The sequence below is a fragment of the Arthrobacter sp. 01N442 genome, from assembly GCF_056399345.1.
The window spans coordinates 21,332-36,922 of record NZ_JBFTRD010000003.1 but is presented as its reverse complement, the minus strand read 5'-3'; the positions used below and the strand labels follow the sequence as shown (position 1 = coordinate 36,922).

Sequence of the window (15,591 nt, the reverse complement as noted above, 5' to 3'; positions counted from 1 at the left end):
GCCGGGACCGAACACGCTCGCCCTGCGGGCCGGAGGCCTGCTGTAGCCGGGCATCTTCGCCGACGGGAACGGACCTGGGCGGATGGGAACCCGGCGGGCAGGGCGATAGGGTATCTCTATGACTGTTTTTGCTGTTGAGTACGTTTTCGATGCCGAATCCGCCGAAATCCGCGACGCCACCCGGCCCGCGCACCGCGAATGGACCGCAGCACTCGCGCAGGAGGGGACCCTCCTCGCCAGCGGCCCTTACACGGATGGCGCCGGCGCCCTGCTGCTCTTCAAGGCTGCCGACGAGCAGGCCCTCAACGAACTCCTCAAGCAGGATCCCTACGCCGGTACCGGTGCCGTCTCCGGCACCCGCACGATGGCCTGGGCGCCGGTGACCGGCCTCCTGGCCGGCCACGCAGCCTAGCCTCTTACCGCCCACCCGCCATCGATTTTTCGACCTAGAATTCGATTCACAGAGGAGTCCATGTGACCTCGGTCAGCCTGGGAATGCCGTCGGCACCGCCCCCCGTTCTTGCCCCGCGCCGGAAGACCCGCCAGATCAAGGTGGGCTCGGTCGGCGTCGGCTCCGACTCGCCGATCAGCGTGCAATCGATGACGACGACGCCCACCACGGACATCAACGCCACCCTGCAGCAGATCGCCGAACTGACGGCCTCCGGCTGTGACATTGTCCGTGTTGCCTGCCCGTCCGCGGACGACGCCGAGGCCCTGCCGATCATTGCCAAGAAGTCGCAGATCCCGGTGATCGCGGACATTCATTTCCAGCCGAAGTACGTGTTCGCCGCGATCGAGGCGGGCTGCGCGGCAGTCCGCGTGAACCCGGGCAACATCCGTAAGTTCGACGACCAGGTCAAGGAAATTGCCCGCGCGGCCAAGGACCACGGCACCTCCATCCGAATCGGCGTCAACGCCGGCTCGCTGGAGCCGGGCATCCTGAAGAAGTACGGCAAGGCCACGCCGGAAGCCCTGGTGGAATCCGCCGTCTGGGAGGCCTCGCTGTTCGAAGAGCACGGCTTCCACGACTTCAAGATCTCGGTCAAGCACAACGACCCCGTCATCATGGTGGCCGCCTACGAAATGCTGGCGGAAAAGGGCGACTGGCCGCTGCACCTCGGCGTCACCGAGGCGGGCCCGGCGTTCCAGGGCACCATCAAGTCCGCCACGGCCTTCGGCGCGCTGCTCTCCCGCGGCATCGGCGACACCATCCGGGTTTCCCTCTCCGCACCCCCGGTCGAGGAAATCAAGGTGGGCAACCAGATCCTGCAGTCCCTGAACCTGCGCCCGCGCAAGCTCGAGATTGTCTCCTGCCCGTCCTGCGGCCGTGCCCAGGTGGACGTCTACACGCTGGCCGAGCAGGTCACGGCCGGACTGGAAGGCATGGAAGTTCCGCTGCGCGTCGCCGTCATGGGCTGCGTCGTAAACGGACCCGGCGAGGCCCGGGAAGCGGACCTCGGCGTGGCGTCCGGCAACGGCAAGGGCCAGATCTTCGTAAAGGGCGAGGTCATCAAGACTGTCCCCGAAGACCAGATTGTTGAGACACTGATCGAAGAGGCCATGCGTCTCGCTGAAGAGATGGGGGAGTCCGATGGCGAAGATGCTGTCCCGGGTAGCCCCGTGGTTAGCGTCTCGTAGGGACGGCGCCGCAGCCGGCGCTCCTGCGGGTGTGACTGTCAGGGTGCTGGCGGGCGCGGATACCCGTGCCCTGCTGGACCTAGCCCGGCAGGACGCCGTCGCCAACGTCTTTATCCTTTCCCACCTCGAGACCGCGGGGACGGCGTCGCCCACCGCCGGGGGTGCCAGCATCTTCGGCGTGTTCGACGGCGACGTACTGATCGGCGCCTGCTGGGCCGGTGCCAACCTGGTCCCGGTGCAGCTGGATGCGGAACTGGCGCCCGCGGTGGCGGCGGTTGCGCACCGGACAGGCCGCCGCTACGCCTCCATCTTCGGCCCGGCCGAGGCGGTCATGGCGCTCTTCGCCGCGCTGGACGAGCTGGGCCACTCCGCCCAGGAAATCCGCAGCGAGCAGCCCCTCCTGACCATCAGCGGGACGCCTGCCATCGAGCCCAACCCCGCACTTGGTTTTGGCCGTCTCGCCGACTTTGACCGGATCCTGCCCGCCTGCGCGGCCATGTTCGAGGAAGAAGTCGGCTATTCGCCCTACCTGGGCGGCCGCGAATACTACAGCCGGCGGGTCAAGGGCCTGATCCGGGCCGGCCATTCCCTGGTCCACCTGGGGCCGGACGGCGAGGTGGTGTTCAAGGCCGAGCTCGGCGCGGTGACTCCCGAGGTCACACAGGTACAGGGCGTCTGGATGAATCCGGCGTTCCGCGGACGCGGCCTGAGTGCCGGCTACATGGCCGCCGTCGTGATCCTCGCCCAGACCCTGGCGCCCGTCACAAGCCTGTACGTCAATGACTTCAACACCCGCGCCCGCGCCAGCTACGAGCGCGTCGGTTTCCGCCAGGTGGGTACTTTTGCCACCGTTCTCTTCTAGACATATTTGTGACAGTCACTTGTGACAGAAATGTGGTTGGGGACTCTTGTTTTTGCGACGGGGATCACATACGTTTTAGCTAGCCGCGCCAAGCAGGCGCGTGCGGTCTCAGGGGGAAACCGCGGGCTGCGGGGGCAGGGCGATTAGCCAACCCGCCAGCCTTGGACTTAGCGGCACTGGGGTCGCAGGGGCCACGCCATCACTGGATGACCAGCCGGAAACGGCCAGGGGCTTCCGTGCCATGGCGTGGCTCTTCCATTTCCGGAAGCAAACCCGGTGGGCGGCTTGGCGGTAGATTAGTCTCTGGACAATTTCGTACCTACCCAGTCCGCCCGCACTTCCTCAGAAACGGATACCTCCCAGTGGTCCTTCGACTCTCAAAGCTGTTCCTGCGCACCCTGCGTGAAGACCCCGCCGACGCCGAAGTGGCCAGCCACCGGCTTTTGGTCCGAGCCGGCTACATCCGCCGCGCTGCCCCGGGCATCTACACGTGGCTCCCGCTGGGGTTGAGCGTGCTGCGCCGGGTGGAGCAGATCATCCGTGAAGAAATGACCGCGATCGGCGCGCAGGAAGTCCACTTCCCGGCGCTGCTGCCGAAGGAGCCCTACGAGGCGACCAACCGCTGGACCGAGTACGGCGAGGGCATTTTCCGGCTCAAGGACCGCAAGGGCAACGACTACCTGCTCGCGCCCACGCATGAGGAAATGTTCACCCTGCTGGTCAAGGACCTGTACTCCTCGTACAAGGACCTGCCGCTGAGCATCTACCAGATCCAGAACAAGTACCGCGACGAGGCGCGCCCCCGGGCAGGTCTGCTGCGCGGCCGCGAGTTCATCATGAAGGACTCCTACTCCTTCGACGTGGACGACGCCGGCCTGGACGCGAGCTATGCCGCACACCGCGCCGCCTACCTGAAGATCTTCGAGCGCCTCGGCCTCGAGGTCGTCCCGGTCACCGCGACGGCCGGCGCCATGGGCGGGTCCAAGAGCGAGGAATTCCTGCACCCGACCGAGATCGGCGAGGACACCTTCGTGCGCTCGGCCGGCGGCTACGCGGCCAACGTCGAAGCCGTCACCACCGTGGTGCCGGAGGAGATCGACTTCTCCAACGCCCCGGCCGCGGAGGTCCGCGACACCCCGGACACCCCGACGATCGAAACGCTCGTTGACGCCGCCAACGCCCTGGCACCCCGCAGCGACGCCGACGGCGGCGCCTGGACCGCGGCCGACACGCTCAAGAACGTGGTCCTCGCCGTCACGCTGCCCACCGGCGAACGCCAGCTCGTCGTCATCGGCGTCCCCGGCGACCGCGGCGTCGACCTCAAGCGCGTCGAAGCGAACATTGGCGCCTTCCTGCCTATCGGCGGCGAAATCACGCTCGAGGCAGCCAACGAGGAAGACCTCAAAAAGCAGTCCCTCCTGGTCAAGGGCTACATCGGCCCCGGGCTCTCCCTGGACGCGCCGCTGCTCGGCGCCGAAGCCGCCTCGAAGCTCCTCTACCTCGTCGACCCCCGCGTCGTCCGCGGCACCGCCTGGATCACCGGCGCCAACGAGGCCGGCAAGCACGTCTTCGGCCTGGTCGCCAGCCGTGACTTTGGCTGGGACGGCGTGATCGAAGCCACCGAGGTGCGCGCCGGCGACGAGGCCCCGGACGGTTCCGGCCCGCTGGAGACCGCCCGCGGCATCGAAATGGGCCACATCTTCCAACTCGGACGCAAGTACGCCGAGGCCCTGGACTTGAAGGTCCTGGACCAGAACGGCAAGCAGGTCGTCGTGACCATGGGTTCCTACGGCGTGGGCGTCACCCGTGCCGTGGCCGCACTGGCCGAATCCAACCACGATGACAAGGGCCTCGTCTGGCCCCGCGCCGTCGCCCCGGCCGACGTCCACGTCGTCGCTGTCGGCCGCGGCGAGGAAATCTTCGCCGCCGCCGAGCAGCTGGCCCTTGAGCTGGAGGCCGCCGGCCTTGAGGTCATCTACGATGACCGGCCCAAGGTATCCCCGGGCGTCAAGTTCGGCGACGCCGAGCTGGTGGGCGTCCCGACCATCCTCGCCGTCGGGCGCGGGCTGGTGGACGGCGTCGTGGAGATCAAGGACCGCCGCAGCGGCAGCGCCGAGAACGTGGCCGTGGACAAGGCCGTTGATTACGTGGTCAACGCCGTCCGCAACAACTGACCCGCCCCGGCGTTGCAGGGTATGGTCTCCGGCCTTGAGTCAATCCAGCTCGCCACGCTCATCCTCGTGGTGGTGGCCGGGTTCGCCGCCGGCTGGGTGGATGCCGTGGTGGGCGGCGGCGGGCTGATCCAGTTGCCGGTCATGCTGCTGGTCCCCGGGATCAGCCCAGTGCAGGCACTGGCGACCAACAAGATGGGCTCCATCTTCGGCACCACCACCAGCGCGGTCACGTTCTACCGCCGCGTCGGCCCGGACCTGCGCACAGCGGTGCCGATGGCCGTGATCGCGCTGGCCGGCAGCTTCGGCGGGGCGGTGCTGGCGGCGACCCTGCCGGCGAGCGTGTTCAAGCCCATCATCGTGGCGGCGCTGGTGGCCGTCGCGCTGTTCACTGCCTTCCGGCCCAACGTGGGGGAGCTGACCCAGCTTCGTCACGACGGCCACCGGCACTATGTCGTGGCCTGCCTGATCGGCGGCGTGATCGGCTTCTACGACGGCATGATCGGCCCCGGCACAGGATCCTTCCTGATCATCGCGCTGGTCTCCGCGATGGGCTACGCCTTCCTCGAGGCAAGCGCCAAGGCCAAGATCGTCAACATGGCCACCAACGCCGGCGCCCTGATGTTCTTCCTGCCGCACGGTTCGCTGCTGTGGGGCCTCGGCCTTGTCCTGGGCGCCGCGAACATGGCCGGCGGCTACCTCGGCGCCCGGACCGCCGTCAGCCGCGGCAGCAAATTCATCCGGATCGTCTTCCTGGTGGTGGTCGCCGCGCTGATCATCAAACTCGGCTCCGACGTCTGGCACGACACCTTCGGGTAGTGCCGGGCGGACCGGGCCCGGATGGCGCGCAGGACTGCCGCGGGCCCGGGCGCGGGCGTAGCATGCAGCTATGTCAGCACCCGAAGAGCGTTATCGCGACGCCCTGGCGGCCGCCGCCCGGCATGCCCGCGCGTGGCTGGAGAGCCAGGACACCCGGCCCGTCGGCCCTAGGACGACGGCGGCCGGACTCGCCGCCGACTTCGGCGGACGGCTGCCCCGGGTCGGCATGCCGGCCACGGAGGTGGTGGACTACCTAGCGACGAAAGCCGAACCCGGGCTGATGGCCATGCCCTCCGGGCGGTTCTTCGGCTGGGTGATCGGCGGCACCCTGCCGGCCGCGCTGGCGGCGGACTGGCTGGTCAGCGCCTGGGACCAAAACGCCGTCCTGCGTTTCGCCACCCCTGCCACGGCGGCCATCGAGGAGGCCGCCGGTGCCTGGCTGCTCGAACTGCTGGGGCTTCCCGAAGAATCCGACGTCGGCTTCGCCACCGGCGCCACGATGGCCAACTTCACCGGCCTGGCTGCGGCGCGGTGGCGCCTGATGGCCGACGCCGGCTGGGACCTCGACGCCGACGGCCTCGCCGGCGGACCCAAGATCCACTGCTTTGTGGGCCAGGAACGGCACGACACGATCGACCTGGGCCTGCGGTACCTGGGCCTGGGCCGGCCCACGGTGGTCCCGGCCGACCGGCAGGGCCGCATCGACCCGGCGGCACTCGGCGCCGCCCTGGACCGCGCCGCAGCAGAGGCGGCGGGACGGGTTCCGCTGCTGGTCTGCCTACAGGCCGGCAACCTGCATTCGGGCGCCTTCGACCCGTTCCGTGAGGCCATTGCCGTTGCCAAGGAGCACGGCGCCTGGGTGCACGTGGACGGAGCCTTCGGACTGTGGGCCGCCGCCGTCCCCGAACTCGCCGCCCTCACCGATGGGCTGCAGGACGCCGATTCCTGGGGCACCGACGCGCATAAGACCCTCAATGTGCCCTACGACTGCGGCATCGCGGTGGTCCGGGATGCGCAGGCGTTGCGCTCGGCCATGGGCGCGCACACCAGCTACCTGATCCAGGCTGCGGACGGCGCGCCGGACCCCTTCGAGACAGTTCCCGAGCTGTCCCGCCGGGCCCGCGGGGTGCCGGTCTGGGCGGCGCTCAAATCGCTCGGCCGGGACGGCGTCGCCGCGCAGGTGCGGGGCCTGGTGGGCCGTGCCCGCGAACTGGCGGAGCGGCTCGCCGCACTCGACGGCGTCGAGGTGCTGAATGACGTCAAGTACACCCAGGTCTCGCTGGCCTTTGGCGACGACGCCACCACGCGCGCCGTGACGGCCCGGATCATCGAGGAAGGACGCGTCTGGATGTCCGGCTCACGCTGGCAGGACCGGGACATCCTGCGGATCTCAGTGAGCAACTGGAGCACGGACGACGCCGATGTGGCAGCCGCCGTCGACGCCGTGCGCGCTGCCATGGCAGCGGTTCGGGGACAGCGCTAGGACTGGACCGGCCGGTGCATGGACTCGCCCGGCGCGGGCAGCTCCTGCGGGCCGGGCAGGTTCTCCAGGGTGTTCCCGGCGAGGCTGCTGGCCACCCAGAGCGAGCGGGCCAGGTCGCCGTCGTGGTTGGGTTTGGTCGCGTACCACAGGGCGTTGTCTACTTCACGGGCGAGCGCCCACTGGCGCGCGGTCTCGCCGTCGAGTCCCGCGGCCGAGCTGAAATCCAGGCAGCGCTGCAGCAGGGCCCCGCCGGCGCCGGCCCGGGGGAGTTCGGCCAAGCGGTTCCAAAGCAGCGGGGCCACGGCGAACTCCGCCTCGCCGATCATCGGTTGCGGATCGATCGCCTTGAAGTCGCCTGGTTTGAACTCCCCAGGCTTGGAGTCCCCGGGCGCCAGGGTTCCGGGCCAGGCCGGGGCGTCCGGCCGGGCGAGGATGTTCAGGAAGTGCAGGTCGGTGTGCACCAGTACGTCCGTCCCCGATCGCCGGCCGACGGCGCCTCGGGTCTGGCAGACTTCCAGGGCAGCTTCCAGCAGCCAGCGTGGGAAGGGCCGGCCCAGCCGTTCCCAGCTTTCCGGGAGTTCGTCGCTCCACTGCTCGGCACGGGCGGCCACATGGTCGAACTCGCGCCACTGCGGCCGATCGTCCGGCAGCAGGCTCAGCTGGCGTACCAGGCCGCCCCAGACGCCGGTGGCGAGCTCCAACGGAACGTCCTGCAGCGAGCGTTCGGCGTCGAGCCGCTCCAGCAACAGCGCCCCGGCGTCGGGATCGGATGCAAGGGCCAGTACGGCGCCCCGGCCGTCCCACAACGCCAGCGCATGTGGTTCGGCCAGGGCTTCCTCGTGCGGATAGGCAAGCTTCAGGACCGCCCCTGGGCCGGGCAGTTCGAGTCCGGTCCCGCCGTCGCCAGCGCGGCGCCGGACCGGGACCACGACGGCGCCATGGCCATGCCAGGGCAGGCTCCCCGGCGCGAGGTCCGGTTCGAGCTGCCATTGTTCCAGGCACCGCCCGATCAACCGGGGGAGGGACGCCAGCCACTCCCGGCCCTCCGCGCTGCCGCTGTAGCGCCGGGCGAGTGCGGGCGGGATCGGGACGGCTGGTGTCGTACTCATCGCCTCCAGCGTAGTGCGGGCGATCAGGCGGCGATGCCGCTGGCGCCCAGCCAGCTGCCGATCAGGAAGGTTGCCACGAGTGCCGCGGCGCCACCAATCACCACCCGGACGGCCGCCTTCAGCTTCGAGCCTCCGCCGATCCAGGCGCCGATGGCTCCGGTCGCCGCGAGTGCCACGAGCACGGCGGCGAAGGTCAGCGGAACACGGATATTCTCCGGCGGCAGCAGGATGGCCAGCATCGGCAGGATGGCACCGATCAGGAAGGCCATGGCGGACGCGAAGGCCGCGTGCCAAGGGCTGACGATGTCCGTCTCGTCGATGTGCAGTTCGGCGGACAGGTGCGCGGCGAGGGCATCGTGCGCGGTCAGCTCGGTGGCGACCTGGTGGGCCGTTTCCGGGCTCAGTCCCTTGCCCTGGTAGATCGCGGCCAGTTCGGCCAGTTCCTCTTCGGGCTGTTCCGCCAGTTCACGGCGCTCCTTCTCGACCAGCGCCTGCTGGCTGTCCTTCTGGCTGCTGACCGAGACGTACTCGCCGAGGGCCATCGAGATAGCGCCACCCACGACGCCCGCGGCGCCGGCAATGAGGATCGGCCCCGAATCCGTGGTCACACCGGCGACGCCGACCACGATCGCGGCGACCGAAACGATGCCGTCATTGGCGCCCAGGACGCCGGCGCGGAGCCAGTTGAGGCGATGCGCGATGTCGTTGTGGTGGGGCTCGTTGTCATGAAGGGCTGCTGTGCCGCTGGTTTCCATGCCTACAGCAAATCACCGGCGGGCACGGCTGACCAGTATTGGAAGGCTAAGCAAGGTAAGTCGCACCTTGCCTGTCGGCCGGCGTCAGCCCGCGGGCAGGGTGGGGAACGACGCCGGATCCACGGCCAGCCCAGGCGTCGGCCCCGGGTTGGCGCCCCAGGCTGCGGCTCGGCGCGCGGCGCCCAGTAGCCCGGAGACTGCCCACTTGCGGGTCTCGCCGTCGCTAAGGGCGACGAGATCCCCGTAGGCGGGCAGCGCGGCATTCTCGAGCGCGCCGAGGCCGGAAGCCGGGGACGCCAGGAAGCTTGGGTCCAGGGCATAGCCGGGTTCCCGCGGCGGGATCGGCGCGCAGTGCGACCGGCTCAGGGATTCCGCTCCGGAGAGCAGCGTCTCGTGCAGCGCGAGCTGCCCGGCGGCCGACTTGGCGGCAGCCCCGTCCAGTCGCGTCAGGGCCACCTGGTAGCCGTATACCGTCTCCAACTCAGCCCTGATAAGCGCCGCCAGGGCACCTGGCAGGCCCGCGCTACCGGAGGCGGCTTCAGTGTCGCCGCCAGCGGGCGCCGACGGCGGCGCGGTCGTTTCGGGGCAGGCCCCGGCGGAGGCGGCGTCCGGGGCAGGCTGCCCGGCGCCCGCCGCGGGGCTGGACACCGAACCCGCAGGGTCGGGGGCGCCGGCCGCGGCAGCGAGGGCGGACGACTGGAGCAGCTGCGCGGTTCCGACGGCGGCCAGCAGCCTGGCCGTCCCGCCGTCGGCCGTGGCGGCATCGGCGAGCCGTTGCCGGCCGCTCTTGGCGAGGTCCGCGGCGAGGGCGGCGGCGTCCGGCGCGACTGCAGAAGCCGACGCCGACGGCGTGGGTTCCGGCGCAGCCGACGGCGTGTGGGCGGGGCGCAGCAGGGCGCGGGCCTGGGTTGTCAGCAAACTCACAGTCCGAGTGACGGCCGTTCCCGCGCCGGCCGTGGCCGCCGGACGGCCGGCGCCGGCAGGGGCAGCACCCAGCTGCTCGCCGGCGGTCCGCAGGTGCAGGGCATCGGCCAGGGCGGCGGCGCGGGCCTGCTCCGAACGGGACGGTTCCGGTGGTTTCGGCGCGTTTCCGGGCCTAAACGCGATGCCCAGGCTCACCACCACGAGGGCAAGGCAGAGCAGTAGGGCGAGCCGGGGAAGGTGCCGGGAAACCCGGATCCGCGCCCGTTCTTCCCCGCTGTCGTCTTTCACAACAGACCATGTTGTCATGGTTGGGATACCAGCCGGGAACTCGAGTGCACCACGTTGCCGGGAATATCGCTACGCTAGTAGACACAACATCATCTAGCGGGAGGCGGGCGGCATCATGACCAACGCAGAAGCCACGACTTCGACAGACCGGACCGGGACGGGGAAGGCTGAAGCCGCACCCGCTCACAATCTGGAGGCCGAGCGCCTGTACGCGCTCCTTGAGCCTGCAGTCCTGGCGAACCGGCTGTACCTGGAGGACGTTTCCATCCACATTGCCGGCGCCAACCGGGTAGTCCACGTGGTGGTGGACCTGCCGCAGGAGGAGACCGGCGGCGTCAGCCTTGACGTCATCGCCGAGATTTCGAAGACCCTCTCGGACATCCTGGACAACGATCCGAGCACCGACTCGCGCCCCTACGACCTCGAGGTGTCCTCGCCCGGCGTTGGGCGGCCGCTTACCGAGGAACGGCACTGGCACCGCGCCCGCGGCCGGCTCGTCACGGTCAACGTGATCCAGGGCGACAATGTCACCGGCCGGATCCAGTCCGTAGACGACGGCGGCGTGACCCTGGTCCCGGAACTGGCCGTCAAAAAGGGGATGAAGCCCAAGCAGGGCGACCCCATCAAGCTTCCTTTCGACAGGATCCGTAGCGGAAAAGTCGAGATAGAGTTCAGCCACCTCGAAGAGGCCGGTCTGGAGAACGACAATGGACCTTCCGAGGAGGCCTAATGGATATTGACATGAGCGCACTGAGACTCCTGGAGCGTGAGCGCGAAATCCCCCTGGATCTCCTGATTCCGACCATCGAGCAGGCCCTGCTGGTGGCCTACCACAAGACGCCCGGCGCCTTCGAGAAGGCCCGTGCCGAACTGGACCGCAAGAGCGGCCACGTGACCATCTGGGCCACCGAAATCGACGACGACGGCGCGCCGATCGGCGAGTTCGAGGACACCCCGGCCGGCTTCGGCCGTATCGCGGCGAGCACCGCGCGGCAGATCATCCTGCAGCGCCTTCGCGACGCCGAGGACGACAACGTGCTGGGCCAGTTCAAGGGCCGCGAAGGCGAACTCGTCGCGGGCACCATCCAGCAGGGCAACAACCCGCACATGATCCAGGTCAACCTCGGAACGGTGGAGGCGCTGCTGCCGCCGCCCGAGCAGGTTCCCGGCGAGAAGTACACCCACGGCAACCGTTTGCGCGCGTTCGTGATCGACGTGCACCGCGGCACCAAGGGCCCGTCCATCACGCTGTCCCGGTCCCACCCCGGTCTGGTCCGGAAGTTGTTCGAACTGGAGGTCCCGGAAATCGCGGACCGCTCGGTCGAGATCGTGGCGCTGGCCCGTGAGGCCGGCCACCGGACCAAGATCGCGGTCAAGGCGAACACCCCCGGCATCAACGCCAAGGGTGCCTGCATCGGTGAAATGGGTTCGCGTGTCCGGGCCGTGATGACCGAGCTGAACCACGAAAAGATCGACATCGTCGACTACAGCGACGATCCAGCCGCGTTCATTGCCAGCGCACTGTCGCCGTCGCGGGTGAATTCCGTCACCATCACGGACGAGGCCACCCGGTCCGCCCGAGTGGTTGTCCCGGACTACCAGCTCTCGCTCGCCATCGGCAAGGAAGGCCAGAACGCACGCCTGGCCGCCAAGCTCACCGGTTGGCGTATCGATATCGTCTCTGACGCCGCGGAAAACCGCGACAAGTAACGCTGGTCCGGGACCGCTCCGCGGCGCCCGGACCAGCGACCCCTCCAGGGTTCCCCGCTATGCCCCCATTTCGGGGGATAGGGGCCGGAGGGGCTAGAATAGACATGACCGCGCCTAACGGCCGGTGTCCGCGTGCCTCGCTCGCAACCGGTTTTTTGACCGGAAGCCGGGGCCGGCAGATGCGTACTGGCAGGAAGATACTCGTAGTGGCAGAAGTGCAGCACCTCGGGAATCAGCCGCAGCGCACCTGCATCGGATGCCGAAAGAAGGGTCTGCGGTCGGAGTTAATCCGGCTCGTCGCCGACGCCGGCGGTTCATCCGCTGTCGTAGTGGATGAACGACGCCGGATGGCTGGCAGGGGAGCATGGTTGCACCACAGCGAAAAGTGCCTGGCACTGGCGGTCAAACGTCGAGCGTTCGGACGTGCCCTCAACGGGGCAACCGGAACAGCCGACGTCGAACGCCGGATTATGGCAGGAACGCAAGCAGTGGACACCCCGGTGGCCGCAGCAAAAACCGTCCAACCTGAAAGCGGGTCAGAAAACTGATGGAAACCCGATGAGTTCCCAGCGATGAGTGCGCAACGATGACAACTTTGTTGCGCTCTGCAATGGGCCTTTCAGCTGCAACAGCGGCGGAGGCCCGCAGTAAGAAGTAGACGGTTCGTGCCTGGCTCGGTGCGGACCGAGACAGGAGAAATGTGGCCAAGGTCCGCGTACATGAGCTTGCAAAAGAGCTCGGTATTACTTCCAAAGATGCAGTAACCAAACTGCAGGAACTGGGCGAATTCGTTCGCTCCGCCTCTTCCACCATTGAGGCCCCCGTTGTGCGGAAACTCCGCAACGCCTACCCCGACGCACCTGCCGCTTCGAAGACCGAAGCGCCCGCGTCCGCCCCCAAGGCCAGCCCGGCAGCGACACGACCGGCGCCCGCGCCGGCTCCCGCCGCGCCGAAGGCAGCCGAAACCAAGACTGAAGCCCCGGCTCCGGCGGCTCCTTCCGCCCCGGCTGAGGCACCCGCAGCAGCGGCCCCCGCCGCCGCACCGGCTGCCGAAGCTCCGGCGGCTCCGTCCACCGGCGCCAAGCCCGGCGCACGTCCGGCACCCAAGGCTGAGGCCCCCGCTGCTCCGGCACGCCAGGGCGGCTCGGCACCGCGTCCGGGCGGCCCCCGTCCCGGCAACAATCCGTTCGCCACGTCCCAGGGCATGCCCCGCGGCCGCGGCGGCGACAACGAACGCACGGCGCGTCCGGGCAACAACCCGTTCGCTCCCTCGCAGGGCATGCCGCGTCCGGGCGGAAGCCGCACCGAGGGCGAACGCCCCGGCGGTCCCCGTCCCGCAGCAGGCGCAGGCGGCCCCCGTCCGGGCGCTCCGCGTCCGGCCGGCGCTGCCGGTGCACGTCCGGGCGCTCCGCGTCCGGCCGGCGCTCCCGGCGCCCGTCCCGGAGCCGGCGGAAACCGCCCGACTCCCGGCATGATGCCCAACCGCACCGAACGTCCCGCGCCCACCGGCGCCGGCCGTCCCGGTGGCGGCCGTGGCCCGGGCCGCCCGGGTGGCGCTCCTGGCACCGGTGGTCCCGGCGCCGGCGGCGGCGCTCCGGCCGGCGGTGGCTTCGGCAAGGGTGGCCGCGGTCGCGGTGGCACCCAGGGTGCATTCGGCAAGGGCGGCGCAGGCCGCGGCAAGCAGCGCAAGTCGAAGCGTGCCAAGCGCCAGGAACTCGAGCAGATGAGTGCCCCGTCGCTGGGTGGCGTGAGCGTACCCCGCGGCGACGGCAACACCGTAGTCCGGCTCCGCCGCGGCTCGTCCATCACGGACTTCGCCGACAAGATCGAGGCAAACCCCGCCGCACTGGTGACGGTCCTCTTCCACCTCGGCGAAATGGCCACGGCCACGCAGTCGCTGGACGAGGAAACCTTTGCCCTGCTCGGCGAGGAGCTTGGCTACAAGCTCCAGGTCGTGTCGCCGGAGGACGAGGAGCGCGAGCTGCTCTCCGGCTTCGACATTGACTTCGAAGCTGAGCTGGAAGCCGAAGGCGACGAGGAGCTTGAGGCTCGTCCGCCGGTAGTCACCGTCATGGGTCACGTTGACCACGGTAAGACCCGCCTGCTCGATGCCATCCGCAAGTCCGACGTCATGGCGGGCGAACACGGCGGCATCACCCAGCATATCGGTGCGTACCAGGTCACCCACAACCACGAGGGCACCGATCGCAAGATCACCTTCATCGATACTCCGGGCCACGAGGCGTTCACCGCCATGCGTGCCCGTGGTGCCAAGGTCACCGATATTGCCATCCTCGTGGTGGCAGCGGACGACGGCGTTATGCCGCAGACCATCGAGGCGCTCAACCACGCCCAGGCGGCCAACGTGCCGATCGTCGTGGCCGTGAACAAGATCGACAAGGAAGGCGCCAACCCGGACAAGGTCCGCGGCCAGCTGACCGAGTACGGCCTGGTTCCGGAAGAGTACGGTGGCGACACCATGTTCGTTGAGGTCTCTGCCCGCCAGAACCTCAACATCGACGAGCTGCTCGAGGCAGTCCTGCTCACCGCAGACGCCGCCTTGGACATGCGCGCCAACCCGAACAAGGACGCCCGCGGTATCGCGATCGAAGCCAACCTGGACAAGGGCCGCGGTGCTGTCGCAACCGTCCTGGTCCAGTCCGGTACGCTCCACGTCGGCGACACGATCGTGGCAGGCACGGCCCACGGCCGCGTCCGCGCCATGTTCGACGACGACGGCAGCGCCCTGACCGAGGCCGGCCCGTCCCGCCCCGTGCAGGTGCTGGGTCTGTCCAACGTCCCGCGCGCCGGTGACACCTTCTTCGTGACCGCTGACGAGCGCACCGCCCGCCAGATCGCCGAGAAGCGTGAAGCCGCCGACCGCAACGCCGCCCTGGCCAAGCGCCGCAAGCGCATCAGCCTGGAAGACTTCGACCAGGCCGTCGCCGAAGGCAAGATCGACACCCTCAACCTCATCCTCAAGGGTGACGTGTCCGGTGCGGTCGAAGCCCTCGAAGACGCGCTGCTCAAGATCGACGTCGGCGAGGGTGTCCAGCTCCGCGTTATCCACCGCGGTGTCGGTGCGATCACGCAGAACGACGTCAACCTGGCAACGGTCGACTCCGCCGTCATCATCGGCTTCAACGTCAAGCCCGCCGAGCGTGTTGCCGAACTGGCAGACCGCGAAGGCGTGGACATGCGCTTCTACTCCGTCATCTACGCAGCAATCGATGACATCGAAGCAGCCCTCAAGGGCATGCTCAAGCCGGAGTACGAAGAAGTCCAGCTTGGTACCGCCGAGGTCCGCGAAGTGTTCCGTTCTTCCAAGTTCGGCAACATTGCAGGCTCGATCGTCCGCTCCGGTGTTATCCGGCGCAACGCCAAGGCCCGCATCAGCCGCGACGGCAAGGTCATCGGGGACAACCTCACCGTTGAGACGCTCAAGCGCTTCAAGGACGACGCCACCGAGGTCCGCACGGACTTCGAGTGTGGTATCGGTCTTGGCTCGTACAACGACATCAACGAGGGTGACATCATCGAGACCTTCGAGATGCGCGAAAAGCCGCGCGTCTAAGTCGGTCCGCCTGATGGCGAGTCAGCAGTAACAGGTGCGGGGCCGTTGGATTTTTTCCGGCGGCCCCGCCCTTTCCGCCGTTGTGGGGGCCCCGCCCCTGCGCTGGGCGGCCAACGTCTGACGACGTCGGCCGCCCAGCTCCGGCAGGCCCGATGCCACTCCCGGGCCCCCACAACGGCTCCAAGGATCCGCGGGAGAATCCCGTGCGCGTCCGTCGTAGACTCGCTTTAGGGCGTGGCATCAAATCCCAACAGT

General features: G+C 68.8%; 13 protein-coding genes. 10 read left to right on the top strand and 3 right to left on the bottom strand.

Translation table 11 applies throughout. The annotated features are described in order from the left end of the window. Positions 1–118 precede the first annotated feature (118 nt). The 6 genes from AC1DNC_RS05895 to AC1DNC_RS05870 all read left to right on the top strand — a co-directional run bounded on the left by AC1DNC_RS05895 (position 119) and on the right by AC1DNC_RS05870 (position 6,976). Positions 119–412: a YciI family protein gene (locus AC1DNC_RS05895; RefSeq protein ID WP_476861630.1), complete on the top strand. Its 294-nt coding sequence runs from the start codon at positions 119–121 to the stop codon at positions 410–412. A 62-nt stretch (positions 413–474) separates the two neighbouring features. After that, on the top strand, positions 475–1,641 hold the full coding sequence (ispG, locus tag AC1DNC_RS05890; protein WP_476861629.1) for a flavodoxin-dependent (E)-4-hydroxy-3-methylbut-2-enyl-diphosphate synthase: 1,167 nt from the start codon (positions 475–477) through the stop codon (positions 1,639–1,641). Further along, positions 1,604–2,503 carry a GNAT family N-acetyltransferase gene (locus tag AC1DNC_RS05885; RefSeq protein ID WP_476861895.1) on the top strand — a complete coding sequence of 300 codons (900 nt, stop codon included), beginning with the start codon at positions 1,604–1,606 and terminating at the stop codon, positions 2,501–2,503. The genes ispG and AC1DNC_RS05885 overlap by 38 nt, the downstream gene beginning before the upstream one ends. Positions 2,504–2,865: 362 nt before the next feature. Then, positions 2,866–4,677, top strand: a complete 1,812-nt coding sequence (locus AC1DNC_RS05880; protein ID WP_476861628.1) for a proline--tRNA ligase — start codon at positions 2,866–2,868, stop codon at positions 4,675–4,677. A gap of 21 nt (positions 4,678–4,698) precedes the next feature. Then, positions 4,699–5,493 (top strand): sulfite exporter TauE/SafE family protein, encoded by a 795-nt coding sequence (locus tag AC1DNC_RS05875; protein ID WP_476861627.1) that lies wholly within the window; start codon positions 4,699–4,701, stop codon positions 5,491–5,493. A gap of 70 nt (positions 5,494–5,563) precedes the next feature. Further along, entirely contained in the window at positions 5,564–6,976 is a 1,413-nt protein-coding gene (locus AC1DNC_RS05870) for a pyridoxal phosphate-dependent decarboxylase family protein (protein WP_476861626.1), read from the top strand. Here the strand turns inward: AC1DNC_RS05870 and AC1DNC_RS05865 are convergent. From AC1DNC_RS05865 to AC1DNC_RS05855, 3 genes are all read right to left on the bottom strand, one after another. Further along, positions 6,973–8,085 carry an aminoglycoside phosphotransferase family protein gene (locus tag AC1DNC_RS05865; protein WP_476861625.1) on the bottom strand — a complete coding sequence of 371 codons (1,113 nt, stop codon included), beginning with the start codon at positions 8,083–8,085 and terminating at the stop codon, positions 6,973–6,975. The genes AC1DNC_RS05870 and AC1DNC_RS05865 overlap by 4 nt on opposite strands. Positions 8,086–8,108: 23 nt before the next feature. Continuing rightward, positions 8,109–8,840, bottom strand: a complete 732-nt coding sequence (locus tag AC1DNC_RS05860; protein WP_476861624.1) for a VIT1/CCC1 transporter family protein — start codon at positions 8,838–8,840, stop codon at positions 8,109–8,111. Positions 8,841–8,924: 84 nt separating this feature from the next. Continuing rightward, entirely contained in the window at positions 8,925–10,052 is a 1,128-nt protein-coding gene (locus AC1DNC_RS05855; RefSeq protein WP_476861623.1) for a DUF4439 domain-containing protein, read from the bottom strand. A 115-nt stretch (positions 10,053–10,167) separates the two neighbouring features. Here AC1DNC_RS05855 and AC1DNC_RS05850 point away from each other — a divergent pair, with 115 nt between their 5' ends. The 4 genes from AC1DNC_RS05850 to infB all read left to right on the top strand — a co-directional run bounded on the left by AC1DNC_RS05850 (position 10,168) and on the right by infB (position 15,336). Further along, complete coding sequence (locus tag AC1DNC_RS05850; protein WP_476861622.1) at positions 10,168–10,782, top strand: ribosome maturation factor RimP; 615 nt, start codon at positions 10,168–10,170, stop codon at positions 10,780–10,782. Beyond that, positions 10,782–11,762, top strand: a complete 981-nt coding sequence (gene nusA / locus AC1DNC_RS05845) for a transcription termination factor NusA (RefSeq protein ID WP_476861621.1) — start codon at positions 10,782–10,784, stop codon at positions 11,760–11,762. The genes AC1DNC_RS05850 and nusA overlap by 1 nt, the downstream gene beginning before the upstream one ends. A 59-nt stretch (positions 11,763–11,821) precedes the next feature. Next, complete coding sequence (locus AC1DNC_RS05840) at positions 11,822–12,310, top strand: YlxR family protein (protein WP_476861620.1); 489 nt, start codon at positions 11,822–11,824, stop codon at positions 12,308–12,310. A gap of 152 nt (positions 12,311–12,462) precedes the next feature. After that, positions 12,463–15,336, top strand: coding sequence for a translation initiation factor IF-2 (infB, locus tag AC1DNC_RS05835; RefSeq protein ID WP_476861619.1), 2,874 nt, complete (start codon positions 12,463–12,465; stop codon positions 15,334–15,336). Positions 15,337–15,591 lie beyond the last annotated feature (255 nt).

Excerpts from the sequence above, each read along its gene's own strand:
- AC1DNC_RS05870 (WP_476861626.1), top strand. The coding sequence starts at position 5,564 with ATGTCAGCACCCGAAGAGCGTTATCGCGACGCCCTGGCGGCCGCCGCC.
- AC1DNC_RS05895 (WP_476861630.1), top strand. The coding sequence starts at position 119 with ATGACTGTTTTTGCTGTTGAGTACGTTTTCGATGCCGAATCCGCCGAA.
- AC1DNC_RS05865 (WP_476861625.1), bottom strand. The coding sequence starts at position 8,085 with ATGAGTACGACACCAGCCGTCCCGATCCCGCCCGCACTCGCCCGGCGC.
- AC1DNC_RS05885 (WP_476861895.1), top strand. The coding sequence starts at position 1,604 with ATGCTGTCCCGGGTAGCCCCGTGGTTAGCGTCTCGTAGGGACGGCGCC.
- AC1DNC_RS05875 (WP_476861627.1), top strand. The coding sequence starts at position 4,699 with ATGGTCTCCGGCCTTGAGTCAATCCAGCTCGCCACGCTCATCCTCGTG.
- AC1DNC_RS05860 (WP_476861624.1), bottom strand. The coding sequence starts at position 8,840 with ATGGAAACCAGCGGCACAGCAGCCCTTCATGACAACGAGCCCCACCAC.
- AC1DNC_RS05840 (WP_476861620.1), top strand. The coding sequence starts at position 11,822 with ATGCCCCCATTTCGGGGGATAGGGGCCGGAGGGGCTAGAATAGACATG.
- nusA (WP_476861621.1), top strand. The coding sequence starts at position 10,782 with ATGGATATTGACATGAGCGCACTGAGACTCCTGGAGCGTGAGCGCGAA.
- AC1DNC_RS05850 (WP_476861622.1), top strand. The coding sequence starts at position 10,168 with ATGACCAACGCAGAAGCCACGACTTCGACAGACCGGACCGGGACGGGG.